Below are 23,973 nucleotides of genomic sequence, written 5' to 3'. Positions count from 1 at the left end.
TATGACGCCAGAAGCTTTTGTTGAGATATTTCAAGAAGCGCTATACATGGTACTTATCATGGTGTGCGCGATTGTCATTCCAGGGCTGTTAATTGGTTTAGTTGTTGCGGTATTTCAAGCGGCCACCTCAATCAATGAGCAAACATTGAGTTTCTTACCCCGCTTAGTGGTGACGTTACTCGCGCTGATGTTTTTTGGTCACATGATGACGCAAATGCTGATGGATTATTTCTATCGCATTATTGATCAAATCCCACAGTTGCTTTATTAGCAAACGAGCAGCCGTCGATTATGCATTACACCGCAAATCTTTTACTTGATTGGATAGCGAATTATTTTTGGCCTTTTACACGTATCTCATCAATGATGATGGCGATGACGTTTTTTGGGGCGCGCTTTGTTTCACCTAAAATTCGCTTATATTTAGCCTTAGCGATCACATTTGCGGTCTTGCCTGTTTTACCTAAAGTCCCACAAGATATTGAGTTACTTTCTTTAGCTGGATTTATTGTTACTACTCAGCAATTAATCATTGGTGTAGCAATGGGATTAGTGACACAGTTTATTACTCAAATATTTGTCTTACTTGGGCAAATATTAGGTATGCAATCGAGTTTAGGTTTTGCTTCAATGGTTGATCCTGCGAATGGTCAGAATACGCCCGTATTGGGACAGTTTTATATGTTTTTGGCCATTTTATTGTTCTTAGCAACAGATGGGCATTTAGAGATGTTAAATGCTGTTGTTGTGAGCTTTAAAACCTTGCCGATAGGTGAGGCTATGCTACAGCAAAAAGATTACTATCAGCTTGCAGGTTGGTTTGGGCATATGTTTAAAGCGGGCGTGAATATGGCGTTAGCAGGGGTGATTGCTTTGCTAACGGTGAATTTGTCGTTTGGCGTAATGACTCGAGCAGCACCACAGCTAAATATTTTCTCGTTAGGTTTCTCATTTGCGTTATTACTCGGTCTGGCAATTAGCTGGTTTATTGTACTCGGTATCGTGCCGCAATATGAAGCGATATGGCAAGTTGGCTTAGATCAAGTGTGTAGTTTGATCCGAATTGATTGTTAAGTTAAGACAGGGAGTAAATCAGTATGTCTGATTCAGATGGTCAAGAACGTACCGAAGACGCCACGCCCAGACGGCTTGAGCAGGCGCGAGAGAAAGGTCAAGTTCCGCGCTCAAGAGAATTAGCGTCTGTTGCGGTATTAGTGTCTGGTGCTGTTGGGTTAATGTGGTTTGGAGAAGGGTTAAGTAAAGCACTGAGTCATATCATGACAGCAATGTTTAGCTTAACGCGCGACGATATATTCGATCTTGATCGTTTATTCGTTATTATTTTAGATGCGATTGTTTATATTCTCGCGCCTTTATTTTTAGTACTCATTTTTTTGTTTGTTGCCGCTTTTATTGGAGCTGCTGGTGTCGGTGGTGTTCGCTTTTCCACTCAAGCTGCAATGCCTAAGTTATCAAAAATGAATCCGCTCAGTGGAATAAAGCGGATGTTTGGTATGCAAAGTTGGGTTGAGTTAATTAAGTCTATTTTAAAAGTTGGGCTGGTGGGGAGTATTGCTTGCTACTTGATATTTTCGAGTTTAGAAGACTTTTTCCAACTCAGTAATGAGGTTTTTCCTGCCAATTACTTTCATGCTATCGATATATTACTAAACTTTGTTCTTTTAATTTGTTGCTCACTGCTTATTGTTGTTGCCATTGATGTGCCATTTCAAATTTGGAATTTTAATCAGCAATTAAAAATGACCAAACAAGAAATTAAAGATGAATACAAAGATTCGGAAGGTAAGCCTGAAGTAAAAGGGCGTATTAGAATGCTGCAACGTGAAATGGCTCAGCGACGTATGATGGCAGATGTGCCGCAAGCTGACGTGGTAATTACTAACCCTGAGCACTTCTCTGTCGCACTTCGCTACGATCCTAAGTTGGACTCTGCGCCCGTTGTTATTGCGAAAGGAGGCGATCATTTAGCGCTTAAGATCAGGGAGATAGCCAATAAACATAATATTGATATTGTACCTGCCGCGCCATTAGCTCGTGCTATTTATTATACGACTGAATTAGAACAGCAAATTCCAGATGGTTTATTTGTTGCCGTTGCTCAAATATTAGCTTATGTGTTTCAGTTAAAAGAATACCGCAAAGGTAAAGGCAAAAAACCAACACTATCTAAAGCTGCAATGGATATACCTGAAGAATTACGCCATTAATGTTTAGGTACATGATTATTGAAATGATAATTAAGTATATTGTGGCTAAAAATTTATTGTTTATATATTAATCATTAATTCTTTTTTGGAATAAAGTCTATTAGGGGCGTTATTTAATTAAATGTTTATATTAGACAGGAAGTCACAAATATAGCGTTTATCTTTAGCTTTCTGTTATTAATTTGATAGTCTTTTCGCGCTGTCAAAAAAATGACTAATATGTAAGGCATGATAATTGCTTTACCTTATTTTATGCATTCATGGTTCATCGTCTTTATTAAATAACGGACTATTTAATTATCTTCTTTTGTTTATAAAACGAACATTGATACCAATAATAAAAGAATAGATCACTAGACAGAATGAAGCTTTCAATTCCCTTTGCAGATAGATTGCCGTTAGCCAGTATCAAGTCTATGCCATCAATAGGTGCGCCTATAATGGTATTGGCAATGTTAGCAATGATCATTTTACCAATGCCGCCGTTGCTATTGGATATGACGTTTACCTTTAATATCGCGCTTTCACTGGTGGTGTTATTGGTGACGGTATATACCCGTCGTCCGCTTGATTTTGCTGCTTTTCCTACCGTACTACTTATTGCCACGCTATTACGTTTAGCACTAAACGTTGCATCGACTCGTGTTGTTTTATTGCACGGTCATGAAGGGCCTGATGCGGCAGGACAAGTTATTGATGCATTTGGCTCGGTTGTTATTGGTGGCAACTATGCGGTGGGTTTAGTGGTCTTCCTTATTTTGATGATCATTAACTTTATGGTAGTAACCAAAGGTGCAGGTCGTATTTCAGAAGTTAGTGCTCGCTTCACCCTTGATGCCTTACCGGGTAAGCAAATGGCTATTGATGCTGATTTAAACGCAGGGCTTATTGATCAAGAGCAAGCGCGTACTCGTCGTTTTGAAGTGACAAAAGAAGCCGACTTCTATGGTTCTATGGATGGTGCGTCTAAGTTTGTTAAAGGTGATGCCATTGCCGGTATCTTGATCCTCTTTATCAATATCATTGGTGGTTTAATCATTGGTATGGGTCAGCATGGTCTGACATTTGGTGAAGCCCTCGAAATTTACAGTTTATTGACCATTGGTGATGGTCTTGTTGCTCAAATCCCATCGCTACTGTTATCCATCGGTGCGGCAATGATGGTAACTCGTCAAAATACTGACGAGGACATGGGGCAGCAAATGTATTTTCAGATGTTTAACAATCCTCAAGCGCTGATCATCACCGGTATGATTCTATTTGTTATGGGTATTGTTCCTGGTATGCCTCATATTCCTTTCTTATTGCTTGCCGCCATTATTGGTGGTGTCGCTTATTGGCGAATAAAGAAAGAGAAAGCAGAAGCACTTGTTGAAAAGCAAGCGCCGCCGACAGAGTTAGCACCGACCCAACCGCTAAAAGAACTATCGTGGGATGATGTACAGCCTGTTGATACTATTGGTTTAGAAGTGGGTTACCGTTTAATTTCAATGGTCGATAAAGATCAAGGTGGTGAGTTGCTAGAGCGCGTGAAAGGTGTTCGTAAAAAGTTATCACAAGACTTTGGTTTTCTTATCCCACCGGTTCATATTCGCGATAACTTAGAGCTGCCACCGAATAGTTACCGCATTAGTTTGATGGGCGTCGCCTGTGGCGAAGCAAATATTCACCCCAAAATGGATCTGGCTATTAACCCTGGCCAAGTTTTCGGTTCTATTGATGGTGAAATGACAACCGATCCTGCGTTTGGTCTTGAAGCGGTCTGGGTACAAGACTCACAACGTGAACATGCGCAAGCATTAGGTTATACCGTGGTTGATTCAGCAACAGTACTGGCGACTCATTTAAGCCAATTACTGACAAATCATGCATCGCAGTTACTGGGTCATGAAGAGGTACAAAACCTATTAGAAATGTTAGGTCAAACGACACCTAAATTGGTTGATGGTTTTGTTCCTGATCAATTACCTCTAGGGGTTGTGGTGAAAGTGATGCAGAACTTATTAAATGAAGCTATTCCACTGCGTGATATTCGAACCATTGTCCAAACTTTGTCGGAGTATTCCAGTAAGAGTCAAGATCCTGACATATTAACCGCCGCTGTTCGTATCGGTCTGAAACGATTAATTTGTCAAGAAATCAATGGAATAGAAGTTGAGTTGCCAGTGATTACCCTAGTACCTGAATTGGAACAAATATTGCATCAAACTATGCAATCTGCTGGTGGTGAATCTTCAGGTATTGAGCCTGGATTAGCGGAACGTTTACAACGTTCATTAACAGAAGCGACTCAGCAGCAAGAATTGAAAGGTGAGCCTGCGGTATTATTGACCTCAGGAGTGTTGCGTTCAACATTAGCTAAATTTGTTAAAAATACGATCCCAAGTTTACGGGTATTGTCATATCAGGAAGTGCCTGATGAAAAACAAATTCGAATTGTGAATGCGGTAGGTAATTAATGTTAGTGGTTGTAGATGCGCCTAAGCCCTTTCTGATATAGGACGATATTTTGAAAATTAAACGATTTTTTGCCAAGGATATGAGAACGGCACTTAGCGAAGTCAAAGAAGAGCTTGGGCCTGATGCCGTCATTATGTCGAATAAGAAAGTTTCTGGTGGTGTTGAGATTGTGGCAGCGGTGGATGTCGATACAACGCCTCCAGCTGCTCCAAATACTCAGCCTCGCTCTCGTGACGAAGTTACTCAAGGGTTAAATCAAGCAAGACGTAAACTTGCTGATGACAAGGTGCAGTTGAACCAATCCACGGCGCAGAAATTTGCTAGCGTATTACAAAACTATGCCTCAATCCAAGAGCAAAATGAGCAACCTAACGAGGTTGATTCACTTAGTGCATTACTTGATCGCCAATCTAAATTGCGCGAGCAAGGGGATAGTCACAGCTTATATTCAGAAGCGAATGCATTTCGACATGACCACAAGCCAGCATACAGTCCGCAAAATGAACGCGCATCGCAACAAAAGGCTAGTGGTTACTCTCGTTATTCTGACCAACATTATGCAGATACTCCTTCATCACGTGATAACCGTTCATCATCAACATCACCACTATTTCAGCGTCGTCAACCTGAAACCAATAAGCATGATTTAGATATCGGCGATTACCGTCGTCCATCATCAAAACAATATGAACGTGATTTATCCGTTGGTCGTGGGTTATTTGATAGCCCTCAGCATGATCATGGTATGAATGGACGTGAACAGTCACCGCAAAAGCCACGATTAGATCCTTCTCGTTACGAATCTAAAGCCCAACCGAGTAAAGATGAACTGGATCAAGTGCGATCTGAAATGATCTCGATACGTCGCTTATTAGAACATCAGCTATCTGGCTTAATGTGGCAAGAAGTTGAACGCCGCGAACCAATGCGCGCCATGATGATCAAACGTCTTGAAAAAATGGGATTATCAGAGCAATTAGCCGATCAATTAGCGTGTTATATCCCTGAAGATATTCAACCCAATGAAGCATGGCCGGCTTTACTTGATTTGTTATCGGATCAAATTATTACTACCGACGATTGTATTTTAGATACGGGCGGTGTGGTGGCTTTATTAGGCCCAACAGGTGTAGGTAAAACCACGACAATTGCCAAGTTAGCTGCTCGCGCGGCAATGGAGTTTGGTCCAGATCAAATTGCTCTAGTGACGACAGATACATATCGTATTGGTGCTCATGAGCAATTAGCGACTTATGGTCGAATTATGGGCTGTCCGGTAAGAGTTGCTAAAGATGCTGAAGAACTTGCCGATATCTTACATCAGTTGCGACATCGCCGATTGGTATTGCTTGATACCGCAGGGATGGGGCAGCGTGATATTCGGTTATCTGAACAGCTAGACACTTTAATGAAAAACAGCGGAGCGCATATTCGAAGCTACTTAGTGATGCCAGCGACATCACAGCGTCGAGTGCTGCAGGAAACGATTGAACATTTTCGTCGTATTCCACTTTCTGGTTGCGTATTAACAAAGCTTGATGAGTCATTAAGTTTAGGAGAGATCATCTGCGTGGCGATTCAAAATGCATTACCTATCGCTTATTTAGCGGATGGCCAGCGTGTACCAGAAGATATCAAAATAGCATCGGGGAACTACCTAGTGTCACGTGCTAATGAATTATTGGAGATAGAGATAAGCCAGCAATCACATTTCTGGTCTAGTGATAGTTCAGATAATAAGGCGGCAGATTATTATGATTGAGAGCAGAATGTACGATCAAGCAAGCGGTTTACGTCGAATGACTCAGTTAACCTCAACCAAAGTGATTACTGTAACCGGTGGTAAAGGTGGTGTCGGTAAAACCAATGTTACGCTAAATATGGCGATGTCGATGGCACGTCAAGGTAAGCGGGTCATGGTATTGGATGCTGATCTAGGCCTTGCGAACGTTGATGTGATGCTAGGACTTCGTGCAGGGCGTAACTTATCTCACGTTTTAGCGGGTATCTGTGAGCTGGAAGATATCATTATTGAAGGTCCATACGGGTTAAAAATTATTCCTGCTGCCTCGGGTACTCAAAATATGGCAGAGTTAACACCAGCGCAGCATGCTGGGTTAATTCGTGCTTTTGGTAATTTACAAGACGATCTTGATTTTCTACTGGTAGATACCGCTGCAGGTATTTCAGATATGGTGCTTAGTTTTGCTCGCGCTGCGCAAGATGTGCTGGTTGTTGTCTGTGATGAACCAACATCAATTACAGATGCTTATGCATTGATTAAAATCTTAAGTCGTGAATATGATGTTCAACGCTTTAAAATTGTTGCCAATATGGTGCGTAGTTACCGTGAAGGACGCGATCTGTTTACCAAATTGACGCGTGTTACGGAACGATTCTTAGATGCTAATTTAGAGCTCGTGGCATGTATTCCGCTTGATGATAATGTTCGCCAAGCCGTTAAGCGCCAAAAAATAGTGGTCGAAGCTTTCCCTCGTAGCCCTGCTGCATTGGCGTTGAATTCATTATCAACCAAAGCAATGACTTGGCCTATTCCGCATAACCCAGGTGGACATCTTGAGTTTTTTGTTGAGCGTTTATTGATCAAACGTTCTCAGGCCATGGAGGTGCCATACAGTGAATAAAGCGATGGCTTATGGTCAATATCAGCAGAGTCCACAAGCATTTATCGAACGATACTCATCGTTAGTTAAACGCATTGCTCATCACTTAATGGTTCGTTTACCGCCGAGTGTCTTAGTGGAAGATTTAATTCAGGCAGGCATGATAGGTTTACTTGAAGCGCAACAAAATTATGATCCTACGAAAGGGGCAAGCTTTGAAACGTTTGCTGGAATTCGTATTCGTGGGGCAATGCTTGATGATATTCGTCGTGGTGATTGGGTCCCTCGTTCAGTATATAAAAATAGCCGAAAGATAAGTGAAGCAATATCTCACCTTGAAAATGAATTAGGACGCGATCCTAATGACCAAGAAATTGCGCAATATCTCGATATGCCGTTAGAACAGTACCATCAAGCACTAAATGATGTTAATTGTGGACGCTTAGTCGGTATTAGTGATCTTGGAGTGGCAGAAGATACCGTCGCTAATGAAGAAAGTATCGGTGAAAACACACCCTTTCAAGGTGTTGTTGATGATAACTTTCGTGCGTCATTGGCTGAAGCGATAAAAACCCTCCCAGAACGAGAGGCGTTAGTGTTATCACTTTATTACGACGAAGAGCTTAATTTAAAAGAAATTGGTGCGGTAATCGGTGTTAGTGAATCACGAATTTGTCAGATACACAGCCAAGCAATGCAGCGATTACGTGCAAAATTAACAGCATGGACTGCTTAATAATTATTTATTTTTAGAACTAGAAGAACACTGGCTCTCAGTGGAGGCAAACTTGAATAAAAACATGAAAATTCTCATTGTTGATGACTTCTCAACAATGCGCCGTATTGTTAAAAACCTGCTTCGTGATTTGGGTTTTAACAACACCTTAGAAGCAGATGATGGATTAACCGCTTTACCAATGCTTAAAAAGGGTGATTTCGACTTCGTTGTAACGGATTGGAATATGCCAGGAATGCAAGGTATTGATTTACTTCGTCATATTCGTTCTGATGAACAATTGAAGCACTTGCCAGTATTGATGATCACTGCTGAAGCAAAGCGTGAGCAGATCATTGAGGCTGCACAAGCAGGTGTTAATGGTTATATCGTTAAACCATTTACCGCAGCAACGTTGAAAGAAAAATTGGATAAAATTTTCGAACGTTTGCAGTAACGATTACTAACAATAACCATCAGTAGTGCATAAGGACGATAAAGAAGCATGATTTCACTTGAACAGGCAAAACAGCTTGTCAGCTTGCTAGAAAATGGACAACAAGCTGAAGCCAATTCGCTTGTACAAACATTAGTTGCCGATAGCCATGAACCAATGTTTGCAGAGGTGGGTAAAATTACTCGCCAGTTGCATGATTCTTTAATTAATTTTCGCCTTGACCCTCGGGTTAATGATTTAGCGAAAACTGATATTCCTGATGCTCGTGAACGATTGCTTTATGTTATCGATAAAACGGAGCAAGCCGCAAATAAAACGATGGACGCAGTTGAAAGCACGCTACCTATTGCGGATAAACTGCATAACACGTTATTGCAAGTGCATCCTCAGTGGCAGCGTTTAATGGCAGGTAAGATTGGTCTTACTGAATTTAAAACATTGTGTCACGATATTGATTTATTGCTTGTTCAAATTGAAGGTGATAGCAGCACACTGCGTACCCACCTTACCGATATCCTTATGGCTCAGGACTACCAAGATCTCACTGGACAAATCATTCGACGTGTCATTGAGTTAGTTCATGAAGTTGAAGATAGGTTAGTTGAAATTCTTAAAGCTTTTGGCATGGAACAAGACGCGAATACTGTGATTGATGATAAAAAAGACGCCTTAAAGCCTGAAGGGCCAATCATCAATCCAGAGCAACGTAATGATGTTGTTGAATCACAAGATGATGTTGATGATTTACTTTCGAGTCTTGGATTTTAGGGGAAATTTATGAGCTTTGATTTAGACGAAGATATCCTGCAGGACTTTTTAATAGAAGCAGGCGAAATTCTTGAATTGCTTTCTGAACAATTGGTAGAGCTTGAACGAAGCCCCGATGATTCTGAGTTATTGAATGCTATTTTCCGTGGTTTTCATACGGTAAAAGGTGGCGCAGGATTTCTTTCTTTAACCGAACTGGTTGATGCTTGTCACGGTGCAGAAAACGTTTTTGACTTGCTGCGAACAGGCAAGCGTAGCGTAACATCTGAGTTGATGGATGTGATTTTAGAAGCGCTTGACTGTATTAATGTGATGTTTGAACAAGTGAAAGAACATCAGCCTCTTGATCGTGCTGATCAACGTTTATTAGATGCCTTACATTATTACAGCCAGCCTGCAACAGCAGATGAACTCGCTCCTATTTCTAAGCCCGTTGAAGCGCCATCGGTTGATGTTATTGCAGAGGTGACACCAGAACCCGCGAGTACGTCAAGTAGTGAGAATGTTACCACTGGTGACAGTGTTGATGACATGACTCAAGATGAGTTTGATCGTTTACTTGATGAACTTCATGGTACTGGACAAAGCCCATCCAAGCCAACGGCACCAGAGCCAACTGCGCAAAATAATGTAGAAGCACAATTAAATTTTGATAGCGGTGATATTACTGATGATGAATTCGAACGTTTGTTAGACGAACTACACGGTTCTGGCAAAGGGCCGGGAAATAGTGATACGCCTGCGGCAAGTGTTACAACACCATCATCGTCAGTAACCCTATCATCTACCGTGCCAGAAGATACTGGTGCCGGTGATAGTGATGACTTGATGACAGATGATGAATTTGAACGTCTGCTTGATGAATTACATGGTGCAGGTAAAAGCCCATCTTTAGAAGAACAAGCGTCTGCTGCACAATCTACAGCGAATGATTTAACCGAAGTTGAAGCTGCTGTTAGTTCGACTCAATCAACAGCAATGGTCACTCCACCTGCTTCTGCGGCACATCAACCGCCAGTAGAGCGCTCAGCGAAACCTGTTGCGGTCAAAGAGAAGTCAAAACCACAAGCGGATGCGACAGTGCGTGTTGATACTTCAACCCTTGATACCATTATGAATATGGTCGGAGAGTTGGTTTTAGTACGAAATCGTTTAGTTAGTCTTGGTTTAAACACCAATGATGAAGAAATGTCGAAAGCGGTCTCAAATCTTGATGTTGTAACGGCAGATCTTCAAGGCGCTGTGATGAAAACTCGCATGCAACCAATCAAGAAAGTATTTGGTCGTTTTCCTCGTGTTGTACGTGATTTAGCGCGTAGCTTAAAGAAAGAAATCGTACTGGAAATGCGCGGTGAGGAAACAGATTTAGATAAAAACTTAGTGGAAGCTCTTGCTGATCCTCTGGTTCACTTAGTACGAAATTCTGTAGATCATGGTATTGAAATGCCGGATGTTCGTGAGCAGGTAGGTAAGCCTCGTACGGGAACTGTCTTATTATCAGCATCACAAGAAGGCGATCATATTCTACTTACCATCGAAGATGATGGTGGCGGTATGGATGCAGAAAAGCTCCGCAGCATTGCTGTTGAACGCGGTGTGATGGATGCAGATGCCGCTTCTCGTATCACTGACAATGAAGCGTATAATCTCATTTTTGCCCCTGGCTTCTCGACCAAAAAAGAAATCTCTGATATTTCTGGTCGTGGTGTAGGAATGGATGTTGTAAAAACAGGGATTAATCAGCTTAATGGTTCAATTCATATTGATTCAGTGCTAGGTAAAGGCACTCGAATTGACATTAAAGTACCATTAACGTTGGCTATTTTACCGACATTAATGGTAGGTGTTGGTGAACAACCATTTGCATTGCCATTAGCGAGTGTGAATGAAATATTCCACCTTGATTTGAATAAAACCAATACTGTTGATGGCCAGTTAACAATTATTGTTCGTGATAAAGCGATACCCCTGTTTTATCTACAAGATTGGTTGTCAAATATGACAGGCGGTACGAATAAAGATCGTGGCCATGGTCATGTCGTTATTGTTCAAATTGGCCATCAGCGAATTGGTTTTGTGGTTGATACCTTAATTGGTCAAGAAGAAGTCGTGATAAAACCACTAGATAGCTTACTTCAAGGTACGCCAGGTATGGCAGGTGCAACCATTACCAGTGATGGTCATATTGCATTAATTCTTGATGTGCCAAGCTTATTAAAACACTACGCTGGTCATTAATTAGCACGACAAATAATAATAAAAGAGGGGGGCGATGACCCCCTTTGTTTAAGCGTTTCAACGGGATGAAAGTAACATGGCAGTTAAAGTATTAGTAGTTGATGACTCAAGTTTTTTCCGTCGAAGAGTAAGTGAAATAATTAATGCTGATAGTCGGTTGGAAGTTGTTGGCAATGCCGTTAATGGCAAAGAAGCGGTAGAGTTAACCCAAAAACTGCAACCTGACGTGATCACAATGGACATCGAAATGCCCGTAATGGATGGTATTACAGCCGTTCGCGAGATCATGAAAGTGTCACCAACTCCGATCTTAATGTTTTCTTCGTTAACTCATGATGGTGCCAAGGCGACGCTTGATGCCCTTGATGCTGGTGCATTAGATTTCTTGCCAAAGAAATTTGAAGATATTGCGCGTAATCGTGATGAAGCCGTTGAACTGCTTCAAAAACGTGTTGCAGAGCTTGCACGTAAACGTATTTTTATGCGCCGAAGTGCGACGACGCGTTCAACATCTCTTCCATCTTCGCCATTAACAAGCACTCATACATCGACGACGAAACCAACGCTAACGTCACGCTTGCAGGCTGAACCTTCATCTGTTTCATCTTCAAGAGCTGCGCGTGCATCTGTTGTCAAACCCGCATTACGTTTTAAAGCGTCAGGAAAAAAATACCAGATTGTTGCAATTGGCACATCGACTGGTGGCCCTGTCGCATTACAAAAAATATTGACTCAGCTACCTGCTAATTTTCCCTATCCGATAGTGCTTATTCAGCACATGCCTGCGACATTTACCGCCGCTTTTGCTGCACGATTAGATCAGCTGTGCAAAATTGGAGTGAAAGAAGCGGAAAATGGGGATATGTTGAAAGCGGGTATGGCGTATCTTGCTCCAGGCGGTAAACAAATGATGCTTGATGGTCGACCTGGCGCATCAAGGTTACGTATTATTGATAGCGGTGAGCGCATGAATTATAAACCATGTGTTGATGTAACATTTGGTTCTGCGGCTAAAGTCTATCAAGACAAAGTCCTATCAATGGTATTAACCGGTATGGGCGCTGATGGTCGAGATGGCGCAAGAATGCTAAAAAATAGTGGTTCAACTATTTGGGCGCAGGATGAAGACAGTTGTGTGGTATACGGTATGCCTCAAGCCGTTGCTAAAGCGGGTATATCAAGCCACGACTTACCTTTAGATCGTATTGCTGAATGTATGTTAATAGAACTAGGTTTACAGTGAGGATCAAGGGGTGATTGTTTGGAGTATTGCTAATCAAAAAGGTGGGGTGGGGAAAACCACAACCACAATTACATTAGCCGGATTGCTGAGTGAGCAAAATAAACGTGTTTTATTAGTTGATACCGACCCACACGCATCGTTAACAACGTATTTAAACTTTGATTCAGAGCAAGTACCCGCGAGTTTATTTGATTTGTTTCAATTACCCGTAGTGAATAAAGTCAGTGTAAAACCACTTATTCTTAAAACAGCATTTAATAATATTGATATTATTCCTGCCCATATGTCACTGGCAACACTTGATCGTGTAATGGGAAATCGCAGTGGTATGGGGTTAGTGTTAAAAAAAGCGCTGCATAGTTTAGTTGATGACTATGATTACGTACTGATAGATTGCCCACCGATTTTAGGGGTGATGATGGTCAATGCATTGGCGGCGAGCGATCGCATTCTTATACCAGTACAAACCGAGTTTTTAGCCATGAAAGGCTTGGAAAGAATGATGAGGACGTTACAAATTATGCAGCGTTCTAAGCCGTCTGGTTTTAATGTCACGATTGTTCCAACTATGTACGATAAACGAACACGGGCATCACTCCAAACGTTGCAAGAACTCAAGGCTCGTTTCCCTGAACAAGTTTGGGCGTCTGCGGTACCTATTGATACAAAGTTCCGTGATGCCAGTATTAAACATATGCCACCATCATTATATGCCCGAAACTGTCGTGGTGTGTTTGCTTACAAAACGTTATTAAAATATGTAGAACGGTTAGACAATCATGCAAAGTAAGCCACTTTCAAGTGATCAAGCCCTAGATGATTATTTTTTTGATTTATTAGAAGAATCAAATGAAGTTGCTGTACCTGCGGAGATTAAAGATCCCATTTTAGATGTCGATAAACCAAGTATTGAAAATGTTGAAGTCGCGTCTACGTTACTTCAACCTAAGTTAAATGTATTAAAGCCACAGCCTTATGTTGCTGTTGATTATGCAGAGCCGTCAAATCGACAAGATATAGCACGACTATTGAGTCAAGTTGATGAAAATTATGTTGATGATATTCAAGAAAATGTTATACAAACTGCAAATCCACAACAAATTTTTTCAGAAACAGAATACGTCATACCAGAGCAACTAACTTCTATTAAAGAAACTGAACCTAGGTGTGCGAGTACTGAAAATATAGCGGAAGATACCGTTGAAACTGAGGTTATCAAAACCGCAGAAATTGCTGAAGATGCAGGGTTAATTCCGCCAGAGCAGTGGACACATCATGGGATGGAACAAGCGTTTCAAGCGCTATTTTTTGAAGTTAATGGTGTGACATTTGCTGTTGCGCTCACGCAATTGGGTGGTATTCATCAACTTGGCGAGCTTAACCGTTTACTTGGGCGTCCTAATTGGTATTTGGGCCTACAGTCAACACGCGAGCAAAAGTTAGATGTAGTTGATACTGCGCGTTGGGTAATGCCAGAGAAGCTAGTTGGTGATGAGTATCGTGATAATTATCGTTATATTGTGATGCTTGGCGATAGCCAATGGGGGCTAGCTAGCGATAAACTGCATGGCACCAAAATGCTGAATGGCAATGATATTCGCTGGCGAGAGAAGGCAGGAAAACGCCCTTGGCTTGCGGGTATGGTAAAAGATAAAATGTGTGCACTTATCCATGTCGATGCGTTGATCGCAATGCTAAACAATGGATTGGATGTAAATAGTATTGAGTAATACAGGACCTTAAGAGGGAATAGCATGTCACAGGTAAATATCGCTGAGATCCAAAAAGACGGAGCGAATGATCAGGTTCTGCAATGGGTGACATTTCAGCTAGAAGATGAGACTTACGGTATAAATGTTATGCAAGTCCGTGAGGTTTTGCGCTATTCAGAAATTGCACCAGTGCCAGGTGCGCCTGATTATGTGCTCGGTATTATTAATCTTCGCGGTAATGTCGTTACTGTTATCGATACTCGCTCTCGTTTTGGCTTAGCTCCGGGTGAGATTTCTGACAATACACGTATTGTTATCATTGAAGCAGAAAAACAAGTGATTGGTATTCTTGTCGATAGTGTTGCTGAAGTGGTTTATCTCCGTAGTTCTGAAATTGATAGCACGCCAAGTGTGGGTACCGAAGAGAGTGCGAAGTTTATTCAAGGTGTAAGTAACCGCGAAGGACAATTACTTATCTTAGTTGATCTTAATAAGCTGCTATCTGATGAAGAGTGGGATGAGATGGCGTACTTGTAATGAATACTATTCTGCTCCAGTGGATACCTACTGTTATTAGTGTATTGGCGGTTTTAATCTTTACTGTGTTATTGCTTCGCGAGCGTAAAGCGCGACGGAGTTTAGAAACAAAATTTGCCGCTATTGAAACTGTATTGAAAAATGCCCGCTTACAAAATGAACGCTTGAATAAAGAGTTCAATGAATTGCGTGCAGGAACAATGGGTATGAGTCACAAACTGGCGGATATGTCACATCAGTTAGAAGTGGTTGAAGATCGTCAAACAGAGATCATGATGAACGATCCCGAAGGGCGTTTATATAGCCGTGCCAGTAAAATGGTAGAGTTGGGCGCAGATGTACATGAATTGATGAATGAGTGTGATTTACCTAAAGCTGAAGCTGAACTTCTGCTTCGCTTACAGCAGACGATGCAAAAACACCGTCGACGTTAATCGTTATACTGATATATTAATATCTTCAAGCCCCTCCCATCCCGGAGGGGTTTTTCCGTTTAAGTACCATGAAAAGGCAATCAGTTCGGCAATAATCAAGTATAACTCCTGTGGGATTTCATCACCGACATCAAAGCTATTTAGATATTGTGCCAGAACGGGATCTTGATGTATTAAGCCACCTTGCAGTTTCACTTGTTCAATAATATGTTCAGCTAATTGCTGGTGGCCTTTGGCTGTAATATAAGGAGACTTGTCACCATCATATTTAAGTGCAACTGCATGCGAGGTTGTTTTATTATCTGTAGTCATCACTCAGACCTTAATCAATAAGCCATTAGAAGAGGCTAGAGGGTCATTAGACTCTTTATCTTGAGCTTGCAGAAATTTAGGAGATTCACAGTTAATACCTAACTGTGCCATACGAGAAAAAAGTAGCGGCGAGACCTGCTCTATTTTATGTAGTAACAATGGATTAACGGTTTCAAATACCGTTGTTAATGTGCTGTTTTTCCATTGGGCTGTAACATTAAGTATATCGATTGCACCAATAGGTAATGCCAATTTGACCGTCCAACAGGAATTGATACTCTTGTCGGCATTTGAGTTTGAATCCTCATTTTCATTTTTTATTTTAATATCAATAGATTGGTTGTTATTCATCGGCCATTGCAGATAAATGCTACTGGTATCTTGTGTACGTTGTGTTTCTGGTCCTCGTTGCTCAGCGGCAAGCCTTAATAGAGCGGGAATATCTTGCTGTTGCTCAGGGCTTAACGTTTTTAACCATTGGTTTAACTGGCTTTGTGGTTGAGATAGTTGCTGTAATAACTGAGCTAAAGGTTTTCGTTCTCCACCTTGTTGTAACCAAGTGATTAAGCTGGTTTGATTTTGTGGTGCAAAGAGCTGCTGGAAAATAGTATTTAGGTTGTTAGAGGGCGATGTGGCTAATTTAGCTGTACCAGAGTTTAACGGGTTAGATAAAAGTGTAACTAAACGTTGCAAGCTGTTTATGGATAACAATAATTGCGGTAATTGAGAAATGAGGTTTTGCTCTTTTTCTCCTGAGCGAGTAAATAATGGCGCCTGGCTCTTTCGATTATCCGATAAAGGTTTTTCAATTTGAGCAGTGTTTGCTGCGCTAGGGGGGTGAGATGGCGTTAAATTGATGCGCATATATTTCACATTTACTTACGTTAGTTAACGATGAATATGTCCGTAGTTTAGCTAAATTATTAGCCATTGTGGTATCATGCGGACTGATTTGTGACACCTAGGATACATCATTTATATGTTGTCAGTAGCAGACTTAAGCTGCGTTCGTGATGAACGTTTATTGTTTGACGAACTCAGTTTCACTATATCAAGTGGCGAGTTAGTGCAAATTGAAGGCCATAATGGTGCGGGTAAAACCACACTGTTACGTATTATTGCTGGGTTAGGCCGCGCGGATAGTGGGCACGTTCTTTGGAATCAAGAAGATATTCAGGTTGCACGAGAAGATTACCATCAAGAGCTGTTGTTTCTTGGTCATCAAACTGGCGTAAAGCGTGAACTTACCGCCTTTGAGAACTTGGCTTTTTTTCAAGCCATGCATAAATGCAATCAAGGCTCAGATCTCAAGGGTTCACCACAAGTTATGGGTGAGGACGCATTATGGCAAGCATTGGCGCATGTTGGGTTAGCGGGGCGTGAAGATGTACCAGCAGGGCAACTATCTGCAGGTCAGCAACGCCGTGTTGCATTAGCGCGTCTATGGTTAAGTAATCATAAATTATGGGTGCTTGATGAGCCATTAACTGCGATTGATAAGCAAGGTGTCAAGGTGCTTGAAAACTTGTTTTTATCTCATGTTGAACGTGGTGGCATGGTGTTATTAACCACGCACCAAGATATGTTTACGGATAGTAATCATTTACGAAAAATTAAGTTAGGGTAGTGAGCACGGTGTTTAATTCTATTATTCAAATTATTCGTCGTGAATTGTTAATTGCTTTTCGTCGACGTGCAGATGTGATGAACCCATTGTGGTTCTTTATTATTGTGATCACCTTATTTCCATTAAGTATTGGTCCTGAGCCTAAATTGCTTGCACGTATTGCTCCTGGGATCATTTGGGTGGCGGCATTGTTAGCAGCGTTATTATCAATGGAACGCCTCTTTCGTGATGATTATGCCGATGGCTCGCTGGAGCAAATGTTATTAATGCCGACACCATTAGCGGTATCTGCCTTTGCTAAAATGCTTGCACATTGGTTGTTGACAGGTCTACCGCTGATATTAATTAGTCCCTTATTAGCGATTTTATTATCCTTAAATTGGGATACATGGGTCGCCGTTGTACTCACATTGCTAGTAGGTACGCCAACATTAAGCTTTTTAGGGGCAATTGGTGTCGCTTTAACGGTTGGATTACGAAAAGGTGGCGTTTTATTGAGCTTGCTCATATTACCGTTATATATACCTGTGCTTATATTCGCAACCTCTGCAATAGAAGCTGCAGGCCTAGGGATGGCATATAACGGGCAATTAGCATTAATGGCGGCAATGTTGGTGGCCTCTTTAACGTTAGCACCGTTTGCGGTTGCGGCATCGCTAAGGATCAGTGTGAATTAAATCAAGAATGGGAGCGATGATGTCTTCCATTTTGTTTATTTATCCAACCGGTAGAGATTTATAAGGCTAAGGGATGACACAAAATCCTATTATTTTGTGACTGAACTTGGTTTTAATGACGTATTTATAACTATATAACGAGTAGAGAGCATTATGTGGAAGTGGTTACATCCCTACGCTAAAGCCGAGAATACCTATCGCTTGTGCGGTAAGTTACTGCCTTGGTTTTCCATGATTAGCTTAATTGCCATTGTTGTCAGTTCTATTTGGGGCTTAATGTTTGCGCCAGCGGATTATCAACAGGGTGACAGCTTTAGAATTATTTACTTGCATGTTCCCGCTGCAATCTGGTCGATGGGTGCTTATGTATCAATGGCTATTGCCGCATTCATTGGTTTAGTGTGGCAGATTCGATTATCGGATATGGCCGCTGCTGCGATGGCGCCGGTTGGTGCAGTGTTTACCTTTATTGCATTGATCACTGGTGCTATTTGGGGTAAGCCAATGTGGGGCACATGGTGGGTGTGGGATGCGCGTTTAACATCTGAACTCATTCTTCTATTTTTATATCTTGGTGTTATTGCATTGTATAATGCTTTTGATGATCAAAAGACAGCAGCCAAAGCGGCGGGTATTTTAGCGATTGTTGGTGTGATCAATATTCCTATTATTCACTTCTCTGTCGAGTGGTGGAATACCCTTCACCAAGGTGCAACCATTACTAAATTTGCCAAGCCTTCTATGTCAACAGATATGTTATGGCCGTTGCTGATTGGTATTGTGGGTTTTGCTTTTTTCTTCGGTGCGGTGACTATGATCCGTCTACGTAATGAAATTCTTATCCGCGAAAGTCACCGCCCTTGGGTGCGTGAGCTAGTGAAGTGAGGTTGGTATGCATTTTGATTCTATGAGCGACTTTTTTGCCATGGGTGGTTATGCTGCTTATGTATGGAGTGCGTTTGGCATCTCATTTTTGGCGATGCTATGGATCCTCTTTTCTAGTATGGCCACCCATCGTCGCGTATTAGGTGACATTAAAAATAAAATCGCACGTGAACAACGCATTAAAGATGCGAAAAAGATGGAGAATACGCTATGACCCCAAGACGTAAGAAGCGTCTCGCCTTAGTGTTAGCGCTCGTTTTAGGCCTTGGTGCTACCATTGGTTTAGTGCTTTATGCGTTAAATCAAAATATGGATTTATTCTACACACCAACAGAACTGGTTAATGGTAAGCCTGATGGCACCAAACCAGAAGTTGGTCAACGTTTACGTATTGGTGGCATGGTGGTGAAAGGCTCTGTGAAGCGTGATCCTCAATCTTTAGAAGTGAGTTTTAAAGTTGCTGATGTCGGCCCTTCAGTAACTGTCACTTATGATGGTATTTTGCCTGATCTCTTCCGTGAAGGGCAGGGTATTGTCGCGCAAGGTGTACTCGTTGGCCCAACAACAGTAAAAGCACATGAAGTACTGGCTAAGCATGATGAAAATTACATGCCGGCTGAAGTCGCTGATGCGATGAAGAAAAATCACTCAAAACTTCAATATACTGAAGAACAACTACAAGGTAGTGCTCAATGATCCCTGAAATAGGCCATTTTGCCCTTATTACTGCCCTCGCCTTATCGGTACTGGCCAGTATTTATCCGCTATATGGTGCTGCAGTCGGTAACCAAGCAATGATGCGTATGGCACGACCATTGGCATACGGTATTTTTGCTTTTATATCGTTATCTTTTGTTATTTTATGTTGGTCATTCTATAACAATGATTTTACTGTTGCGTATGTAGCCAGTAACTCGACAAGTTTATTACCGTGGTATTACCGTATTACAGCGGTATGGGGCGCGCACGAAGGTTCATTGCTGCTTTGGGTACTTATCCAAGCCGGTTGGGCTGCTGCTGTGGCGCGTTTTAGCCGTGATATGCCACTTGAATCTGTTTCTCGTGTCTTATCGGTAATGGGGATGATTGCAGTGGGTTTCTTACTGTTTATTATCATTACTTCTAACCCATTTTTACGTACGCTACCGGTATTCCCTGTCGAAGGTCGTGATCTAAACCCATTATTGCAAGATCCGGGTCTAATTATTCACCCGCCAATGCTTTACATGGGCTACGTTGGCTTCTCTGTTGCGTTCTCTTTTGCCATTGCATCCTTGATGACTGGTCGTTTAGATACCGCTTGGGCACGTTGGTCTCGTCCATGGACAATCGCGGCATGGTCATTCCTAACGGTAGGTATCGCACTAGGGTCATGGTGGGCTTACTACGAACTTGGCTGGGGTGGCTGGTGGTTCTGGGATCCAGTAGAAAACGCATCATTTATGCCATGGCTTGCAGGTACGGCGTTAATGCACTCGCTATCAGTAACAGAAAAGCGTGGCACATTTAAAGCATGGACTGTACTGCTTGCGATCTCTGCCTTCTCATTAAGTTTATTAGGTACGTTCTTAGTGCGTTCTGGCGTATTGGTTTCTGTGCATGCATTTGCGTCAGATCCGGCTCGCGGTATGTTCATTCTTGGTTTCCTTGTGGTTGTTATCGGTGGTTCTTTACTGCTGTATGCATTACGTGGTGGTCAAATTCGTTCTCGTGGTAACTACAGCTTGTTCTCACGTGAAAACCTGTTACTAGCAAACAACATTTTACTTGTTGCAGGCTTAGTGGTTGTACTTATTGGTACATTATTACCATTGGTACATAAGCAAATTGGTTTAGGTTCTGTTTCTATCGGTGTACCTTTCTTCAACATGCTATTTACATGGTTGATGATCCCGTTTGCTTTTATTATGGGTGTTGGTCCTCTTGTTCGTTGGAAACGCGATAATTTCAAACATGTTCGCAAGCCAATGATTATCTCAGCACTGATCACGATTCCATTTTCATACCTTGTTATTTACTTTACGGCAAGTGTGGTTGAACCGCTTGCGGTGTTAGGGATGATGATGGCGGTGTGGATCATTGTGATGCATGGTTTTGAGTTATTCGAGCGTGCGACACACCGTCATACTTTTGTTGATGGCTTAGGTAAATTAGGTCGTAGCCATTGGGCGATGGTGTTAGGCCATATTGGTTTAGCGATATCTATCATTGGTATCACGCTAGTCTCTAACTACGATATCGAACGTGATTTACGTTTAGCGCCGGGTCAATCTGTTAATGTGAAAGGCTATGATTTCCACTTTGCTGGATTACGTGATGCAGATGGTCCTAACTATGATGGATATATAGCTGATTTCAATATTAGCCGTCGTGGTATTAATGTAACAACACTACATGCTGAAAAACGTTTCTACAGTGTGGCTGGCTCTATGATGACAGAAGCGGCAATTGATAGCGGGATTACTCGTGACTTATATGTTGCTATGGGTGAGAAGCTTGGTGATGGTGCATGGGCTGTTCGTATTTACTACAAACCATTTGTGAACTGGATGTGGGCGGGTGCATTTTTAATGGCGTTAGGTGGTGCATTGGCGATCAGCGATAAACGTTACCGATTCCGCACTCCTGCAAAACTGAGTAATAAATCGTCAGAGGAAAAATTAACCCATGAATAAGAAGTTCCTCTTTATTCCGTTAGTCTTGTTCATTGCACTGGTTATTATGTTTATGGTGCAGTTAACCCGCAATGCTGATGGTGATGATCCAACAAAATTAGAATCGGTATTGGTAGGTAAACCTGTACCGACCTTTAAATTAGAAGATCTATTCCAACCAGGAAAAGAGTATCAACAAACGATTTTCAAAGGTGAACCATTATTGCTTAACGTGTGGGCGACATGGTGTCCGACATGTTATGCAGAACACCAATACTTAAATACGTTAGCGAAACAAGGCGTTAAGATCATTGGTCTGAACTACAAAGATCAACGTGAGAAAGCGATTGGTTGGTTAACTGAATTGGGTAATCCTTATTTGCATACACTTTATGATGGTAACGGTATGTTAGGTATGGATTTAGGTGTGTATGGCGCACCTGAAACATTCATTATTGATGCTAACGGCATTATTCGTTATCGCCATGTGGGTGACGTTAATCCTGAAAATTGGAAAAAAACGCTTGAGCCGTTGTACAACAAGCTAAAAGCGGAGGCAAAAGGTTAATGAAACGTTTATTTGCCCTTGTTATAGCTGCAACGATTGCGCTAACCGCGGCGTTACCAGCATTTGCATCGATTGATGTCTATGACTTTAAAAATGCGGAACAAGAAAAGCAGTTTCAAGAGCTAACGGCAACATTACGTTGCCCTAAGTGTCAGAACAATAATATTGCTGATTCAAATGCAACCTTAGCGCAAGATATGCGACAGAAAACATTTGAGCTTCTTCAAGAAGGCAAAACCAGTCAGCAAATTATTGATTACATGATTGCGCGTTACGGTAACTTTGTTACGTACAATCCACCGATGACAGCTTCGACTGCAATTTTATGGGTTGGTCCTATTCTGTTTATCGTTATTGGCTTTACTGTTCTGGTTTATCGTACGCGTAAAAACGGTGAAAAAGTTGAGCAGGCTCAATTAGATGAGGAAGAAGCTAAACGATTAAAAGCACTGCTTGCAGAGATGGAACAGCAAGATGCTAAAAGTGTTGATACTCAATCAAAGGTAAACAAATGACGCTGTTTTGGATTATAACTGCTGTCTTAGTGCTTATTGCAATAGCATTTTTTGCTGTACCTATGTTGTATGGTAAAGAATACGATGATGTAGCAAGCCGAGATGAATTAAACAAAGCATTCTTTAAAGATCGTATTCATGAACTGGAGCACGAATCAGAAGAAGGCTTGGTTGAGAATCGCCAAGAATTAGTTTCTGAGCTTCAACAGTCATTGTTAGATGATATACCTGAAAGTAAAGAGAAGAAATCTACTCATGTTAGTGCTGGGATGTTGCTACCTGGCATTATCTTAATTGTTGGTGTGAGCTATGGCATGTACGCCTCTGTGGGCGGTATTCAGAAAGTAGAAGCGTGGCATGATGCGGTAAACCGTCTGCCTCAACTTTCTCAACGCTTACTGGGTGATAATGCCGCTAATGAGCCGCTGTCTGATCAAGATATGTCTGATTTGACTTTAGCATTACGTACTAAATTGCACGATGACGGTGATGATCCTATGGGATGGTTATTGTTAGGTCGTATCGCAATGGCAAACCGTGATGGTGAAACCGCTGAAATGGCAATGAAAAAAGCTTATGACTTAAACCCTGTTGATGAGGATATTCAGTTAGGTTATGCACAGTCATTAATGCTAAGTGGTAAGCCGGGCGCAAGTGACATGGCACGTAACTTATTACGCAATGTCATTAAGAAAGATCATACTAACGTGCAAGCATTATCGCTACTCGCTTTCGATGCGTTTGAGCAAAACAAGTTTGAACAAGCGATCGCTTATTGGACGATGATGAAAAAGCTTATCGGACCGGATGATTCGCGTGCACCGATGCTTGATCGAAGTATTGAACGCGCACAAGCACGTTTAAATGCTGATGACAAAGCGAAAGCATTAGTCAATGGTTCTGCTGCAGCTGCGGCAGAAACTGCGCCAAAAGTCAGTGCTGAACAAGCAAAACAGCAGATAGTGGCGACAATTTCATTAGCGCCAAACGTCGTGATGCCAAAGCAGGGCGATATTATTGTCTCTGTTCATAGCGCTGATGGTGCACCAATGCCTATTGCAGCTGTAAAGCTACCACTGACAACGTCTTTCCCATTAACCATTACGTTAACGGATAAAGACAGCATGATGCCGCAGCGCAAGCTATCGTCATTATCTGAAATGATTGTCCGTGCTCGTATTGATAGTGATGGTAACGTCATGACGAAACAAGGTGATTGGTATGGTGAAAGCCAGAAAGTGATGCTTGGTGGTGATACAAAAGTATTAATTAATAAACAATATTGATTCAATACTGGAACAAATAGAGCAGGCTGGATA

26 protein-coding genes are annotated in these 23,973 nt (G+C 41.7%); 24 read left to right on the top strand and 2 right to left on the bottom strand.

All coding sequences use genetic code 11. The features are described from left to right. Position 1: 1 nt before the first annotated feature. The 15 genes from fliQ to C9J45_RS01915 all read left to right on the top strand — a co-directional run bounded on the left by fliQ (position 2) and on the right by C9J45_RS01915 (position 15,416). Complete coding sequence (gene fliQ / locus C9J45_RS01985; RefSeq protein ID WP_005370314.1) at positions 2-271, top strand: flagellar biosynthesis protein FliQ; 270 nt, start codon at positions 2-4, stop codon at positions 269-271. A 20-nt stretch (positions 272-291) separates the two neighbouring features. Then, complete coding sequence (fliR, locus tag C9J45_RS01980; RefSeq protein ID WP_107205503.1) at positions 292-1,074, top strand: flagellar biosynthetic protein FliR; 783 nt, start codon at positions 292-294, stop codon at positions 1,072-1,074. Between the two features lie 23 nt (positions 1,075-1,097). Next, positions 1,098-2,228, top strand: coding sequence for a flagellar biosynthesis protein FlhB (gene flhB, locus C9J45_RS01975; RefSeq protein ID WP_045148070.1), 1,131 nt, complete (start codon positions 1,098-1,100; stop codon positions 2,226-2,228). A 362-nt stretch (positions 2,229-2,590) separates the two neighbouring features. Then, complete coding sequence (gene flhA, locus C9J45_RS01970; RefSeq protein ID WP_107205504.1) at positions 2,591-4,687, top strand: flagellar biosynthesis protein FlhA; 2,097 nt, start codon at positions 2,591-2,593, stop codon at positions 4,685-4,687. Between the two features lie 50 nt (positions 4,688-4,737). After that, on the top strand, positions 4,738-6,450 hold the full coding sequence (gene flhF, locus C9J45_RS01965; RefSeq protein ID WP_107292087.1) for a flagellar biosynthesis protein FlhF: 1,713 nt from the start codon (positions 4,738-4,740) through the stop codon (positions 6,448-6,450). Next, positions 6,443-7,333: a MinD/ParA family protein gene (locus tag C9J45_RS01960; RefSeq protein WP_005370324.1), complete on the top strand. Its 891-nt coding sequence runs from the start codon at positions 6,443-6,445 to the stop codon at positions 7,331-7,333. Before flhF ends, C9J45_RS01960 begins: the two co-directional genes overlap by 8 nt. Then, on the top strand, positions 7,326-8,048 hold the full coding sequence (locus tag C9J45_RS01955; RefSeq protein WP_045082753.1) for an RNA polymerase sigma factor FliA: 723 nt from the start codon (positions 7,326-7,328) through the stop codon (positions 8,046-8,048). Before C9J45_RS01960 ends, C9J45_RS01955 begins: the two co-directional genes overlap by 8 nt. Positions 8,049-8,112: 64 nt before the next feature. Continuing rightward, positions 8,113-8,484, top strand: coding sequence for a chemotaxis response regulator CheY (gene cheY, locus C9J45_RS01950; RefSeq protein ID WP_199187030.1), 372 nt, complete (start codon positions 8,113-8,115; stop codon positions 8,482-8,484). A 48-nt stretch (positions 8,485-8,532) separates the two neighbouring features. Beyond that, on the top strand, positions 8,533-9,252 hold the full coding sequence (locus tag C9J45_RS01945; RefSeq protein WP_107205507.1) for a protein phosphatase CheZ: 720 nt from the start codon (positions 8,533-8,535) through the stop codon (positions 9,250-9,252). Between the two features lie 9 nt (positions 9,253-9,261). Then, entirely contained in the window at positions 9,262-11,490 is a 2,229-nt protein-coding gene (locus tag C9J45_RS01940; RefSeq protein WP_107205508.1) for a chemotaxis protein CheA, read from the top strand. Between the two features lie 76 nt (positions 11,491-11,566). Beyond that, complete coding sequence (locus C9J45_RS01935) at positions 11,567-12,733, top strand: chemotaxis response regulator protein-glutamate methylesterase (RefSeq protein ID WP_107205509.1); 1,167 nt, start codon at positions 11,567-11,569, stop codon at positions 12,731-12,733. A 10-nt stretch (positions 12,734-12,743) separates the two neighbouring features. Beyond that, the gene (locus tag C9J45_RS01930) at positions 12,744-13,523 is read left to right on the top strand and encodes a ParA family protein (protein WP_107205510.1); all 780 of its coding nucleotides are present in this window, start codon (positions 12,744-12,746) and stop codon (positions 13,521-13,523) included. Beyond that, complete coding sequence (locus C9J45_RS01925; RefSeq protein ID WP_107292086.1) at positions 13,513-14,463, top strand: chemotaxis protein CheW; 951 nt, start codon at positions 13,513-13,515, stop codon at positions 14,461-14,463. The genes C9J45_RS01930 and C9J45_RS01925 overlap by 11 nt, the downstream gene beginning before the upstream one ends. Positions 14,464-14,487: 24 nt before the next feature. Then, complete coding sequence (locus tag C9J45_RS01920) at positions 14,488-14,982, top strand: chemotaxis protein CheW (protein ID WP_005370336.1); 495 nt, start codon at positions 14,488-14,490, stop codon at positions 14,980-14,982. Further along, a complete protein-coding gene (locus tag C9J45_RS01915; protein WP_107205512.1) occupies positions 14,982-15,416 on the top strand; it encodes a DUF2802 domain-containing protein in 435 nt (144 codons plus the stop codon). Before C9J45_RS01920 ends, C9J45_RS01915 begins: the two co-directional genes overlap by 1 nt. A gap of 3 nt (positions 15,417-15,419) precedes the next feature. Here the strand turns inward: C9J45_RS01915 and C9J45_RS01910 are convergent, their stop codons facing one another. Together C9J45_RS01910 and C9J45_RS01905 are read right to left on the bottom strand one after the other, a co-directional pair. Continuing rightward, complete coding sequence (locus C9J45_RS01910) at positions 15,420-15,728, bottom strand: EscU/YscU/HrcU family type III secretion system export apparatus switch protein (protein ID WP_107205513.1); 309 nt, start codon at positions 15,726-15,728, stop codon at positions 15,420-15,422. A 3-nt stretch (positions 15,729-15,731) separates the two neighbouring features. Further along, positions 15,732-16,592 (bottom strand): hypothetical protein, encoded by an 861-nt coding sequence (locus C9J45_RS01905; RefSeq protein WP_107292085.1) that lies wholly within the window; start codon positions 16,590-16,592, stop codon positions 15,732-15,734. Between the two features lie 115 nt (positions 16,593-16,707). On the opposite strand from C9J45_RS01905, the gene ccmA reads away from it, so the two are divergent. From ccmA to ccmI, 9 genes are all read left to right on the top strand, one after another. Beyond that, on the top strand, positions 16,708-17,355 hold the full coding sequence (gene ccmA, locus C9J45_RS01900) for a cytochrome c biogenesis heme-transporting ATPase CcmA (RefSeq protein WP_107245620.1): 648 nt from the start codon (positions 16,708-16,710) through the stop codon (positions 17,353-17,355). Between the two features lie 8 nt (positions 17,356-17,363). After that, a complete protein-coding gene (gene ccmB, locus C9J45_RS01895) occupies positions 17,364-18,032 on the top strand; it encodes a heme exporter protein CcmB (protein WP_107245708.1) in 669 nt (222 codons plus the stop codon). A gap of 153 nt (positions 18,033-18,185) precedes the next feature. Further along, positions 18,186-18,917: a heme ABC transporter permease gene (locus C9J45_RS01890; RefSeq protein ID WP_107245619.1), complete on the top strand. Its 732-nt coding sequence runs from the start codon at positions 18,186-18,188 to the stop codon at positions 18,915-18,917. A 7-nt stretch (positions 18,918-18,924) separates the two neighbouring features. Continuing rightward, positions 18,925-19,131, top strand: coding sequence for a heme exporter protein CcmD (ccmD, locus tag C9J45_RS01885; protein ID WP_045127283.1), 207 nt, complete (start codon positions 18,925-18,927; stop codon positions 19,129-19,131). Beyond that, positions 19,128-19,613, top strand: a complete 486-nt coding sequence (gene ccmE, locus C9J45_RS01880) for a cytochrome c maturation protein CcmE (protein WP_107287247.1) — start codon at positions 19,128-19,130, stop codon at positions 19,611-19,613. The genes ccmD and ccmE overlap by 4 nt, the downstream gene beginning before the upstream one ends. Further along, the gene (locus C9J45_RS01875; RefSeq protein ID WP_107245615.1) at positions 19,610-21,592 is read left to right on the top strand and encodes a heme lyase CcmF/NrfE family subunit; all 1,983 of its coding nucleotides are present in this window, start codon (positions 19,610-19,612) and stop codon (positions 21,590-21,592) included. Before ccmE ends, C9J45_RS01875 begins: the two co-directional genes overlap by 4 nt. After that, positions 21,585-22,139: a DsbE family thiol:disulfide interchange protein gene (locus C9J45_RS01870; RefSeq protein ID WP_107205519.1), complete on the top strand. Its 555-nt coding sequence runs from the start codon at positions 21,585-21,587 to the stop codon at positions 22,137-22,139. The genes C9J45_RS01875 and C9J45_RS01870 overlap by 8 nt, the downstream gene beginning before the upstream one ends. After that, positions 22,139-22,654 (top strand): cytochrome c-type biogenesis protein, encoded by a 516-nt coding sequence (locus tag C9J45_RS01865; RefSeq protein ID WP_107205520.1) that lies wholly within the window; start codon positions 22,139-22,141, stop codon positions 22,652-22,654. The genes C9J45_RS01870 and C9J45_RS01865 overlap by 1 nt, the downstream gene beginning before the upstream one ends. Beyond that, a complete protein-coding gene (ccmI, locus tag C9J45_RS01860; protein WP_107205521.1) occupies positions 22,651-23,940 on the top strand; it encodes a c-type cytochrome biogenesis protein CcmI in 1,290 nt (429 codons plus the stop codon). Before C9J45_RS01865 ends, ccmI begins: the two co-directional genes overlap by 4 nt. Positions 23,941-23,973 lie beyond the last annotated feature (33 nt).

Origin of the sequence: Photobacterium sp. GB-1, from assembly GCF_003026165.1 — a bacterium.
GTDB lineage: Bacteria > Pseudomonadota > Gammaproteobacteria > Enterobacterales > Vibrionaceae > Photobacterium.
This window is presented reverse-complemented; position numbering and strand designations above follow the sequence as displayed.

Bases quoted from the DNA above. Each gene is read 5' to 3' on its own strand.
- C9J45_RS01910 (WP_107205513.1), bottom strand. From the start codon at position 15,728: ATGACTACAGATAATAAAACAACCTCGCATGCAGTTGCACTTAAATAT.
- C9J45_RS01920 (WP_005370336.1), top strand. From the start codon at position 14,488: ATGTCACAGGTAAATATCGCTGAGATCCAAAAAGACGGAGCGAATGAT.
- C9J45_RS01890 (WP_107245619.1), top strand. From the start codon at position 18,186: ATGTGGAAGTGGTTACATCCCTACGCTAAAGCCGAGAATACCTATCGC.
- cheY (WP_199187030.1), top strand. From the start codon at position 8,113: ATGAAAATTCTCATTGTTGATGACTTCTCAACAATGCGCCGTATTGTT.
- C9J45_RS01935 (WP_107205509.1), top strand. From the start codon at position 11,567: ATGGCAGTTAAAGTATTAGTAGTTGATGACTCAAGTTTTTTCCGTCGA.
- C9J45_RS01925 (WP_107292086.1), top strand. From the start codon at position 13,513: ATGCAAAGTAAGCCACTTTCAAGTGATCAAGCCCTAGATGATTATTTT.
- C9J45_RS01905 (WP_107292085.1), bottom strand. From the start codon at position 16,592: ATGCGCATCAATTTAACGCCATCTCACCCCCCTAGCGCAGCAAACACT.
- C9J45_RS01875 (WP_107245615.1), top strand. From the start codon at position 19,610: ATGATCCCTGAAATAGGCCATTTTGCCCTTATTACTGCCCTCGCCTTA.
- C9J45_RS01945 (WP_107205507.1), top strand. From the start codon at position 8,533: ATGATTTCACTTGAACAGGCAAAACAGCTTGTCAGCTTGCTAGAAAAT.
- C9J45_RS01960 (WP_005370324.1), top strand. From the start codon at position 6,443: ATGATTGAGAGCAGAATGTACGATCAAGCAAGCGGTTTACGTCGAATG.
- ccmI (WP_107205521.1), top strand. From the start codon at position 22,651: ATGACGCTGTTTTGGATTATAACTGCTGTCTTAGTGCTTATTGCAATA.
- fliQ (WP_005370314.1), top strand. From the start codon at position 2: ATGACGCCAGAAGCTTTTGTTGAGATATTTCAAGAAGCGCTATACATG.
- ccmE (WP_107287247.1), top strand. From the start codon at position 19,128: ATGACCCCAAGACGTAAGAAGCGTCTCGCCTTAGTGTTAGCGCTCGTT.
- ccmD (WP_045127283.1), top strand. From the start codon at position 18,925: ATGCATTTTGATTCTATGAGCGACTTTTTTGCCATGGGTGGTTATGCT.
- ccmA (WP_107245620.1), top strand. From the start codon at position 16,708: ATGTTGTCAGTAGCAGACTTAAGCTGCGTTCGTGATGAACGTTTATTG.
- flhA (WP_107205504.1), top strand. From the start codon at position 2,591: ATGAAGCTTTCAATTCCCTTTGCAGATAGATTGCCGTTAGCCAGTATC.
- fliR (WP_107205503.1), top strand. From the start codon at position 292: ATGCATTACACCGCAAATCTTTTACTTGATTGGATAGCGAATTATTTT.
- flhB (WP_045148070.1), top strand. From the start codon at position 1,098: ATGTCTGATTCAGATGGTCAAGAACGTACCGAAGACGCCACGCCCAGA.
- C9J45_RS01940 (WP_107205508.1), top strand. From the start codon at position 9,262: ATGAGCTTTGATTTAGACGAAGATATCCTGCAGGACTTTTTAATAGAA.
- C9J45_RS01870 (WP_107205519.1), top strand. From the start codon at position 21,585: ATGAATAAGAAGTTCCTCTTTATTCCGTTAGTCTTGTTCATTGCACTG.
- C9J45_RS01865 (WP_107205520.1), top strand. From the start codon at position 22,139: ATGAAACGTTTATTTGCCCTTGTTATAGCTGCAACGATTGCGCTAACC.
- C9J45_RS01915 (WP_107205512.1), top strand. From the start codon at position 14,982: ATGAATACTATTCTGCTCCAGTGGATACCTACTGTTATTAGTGTATTG.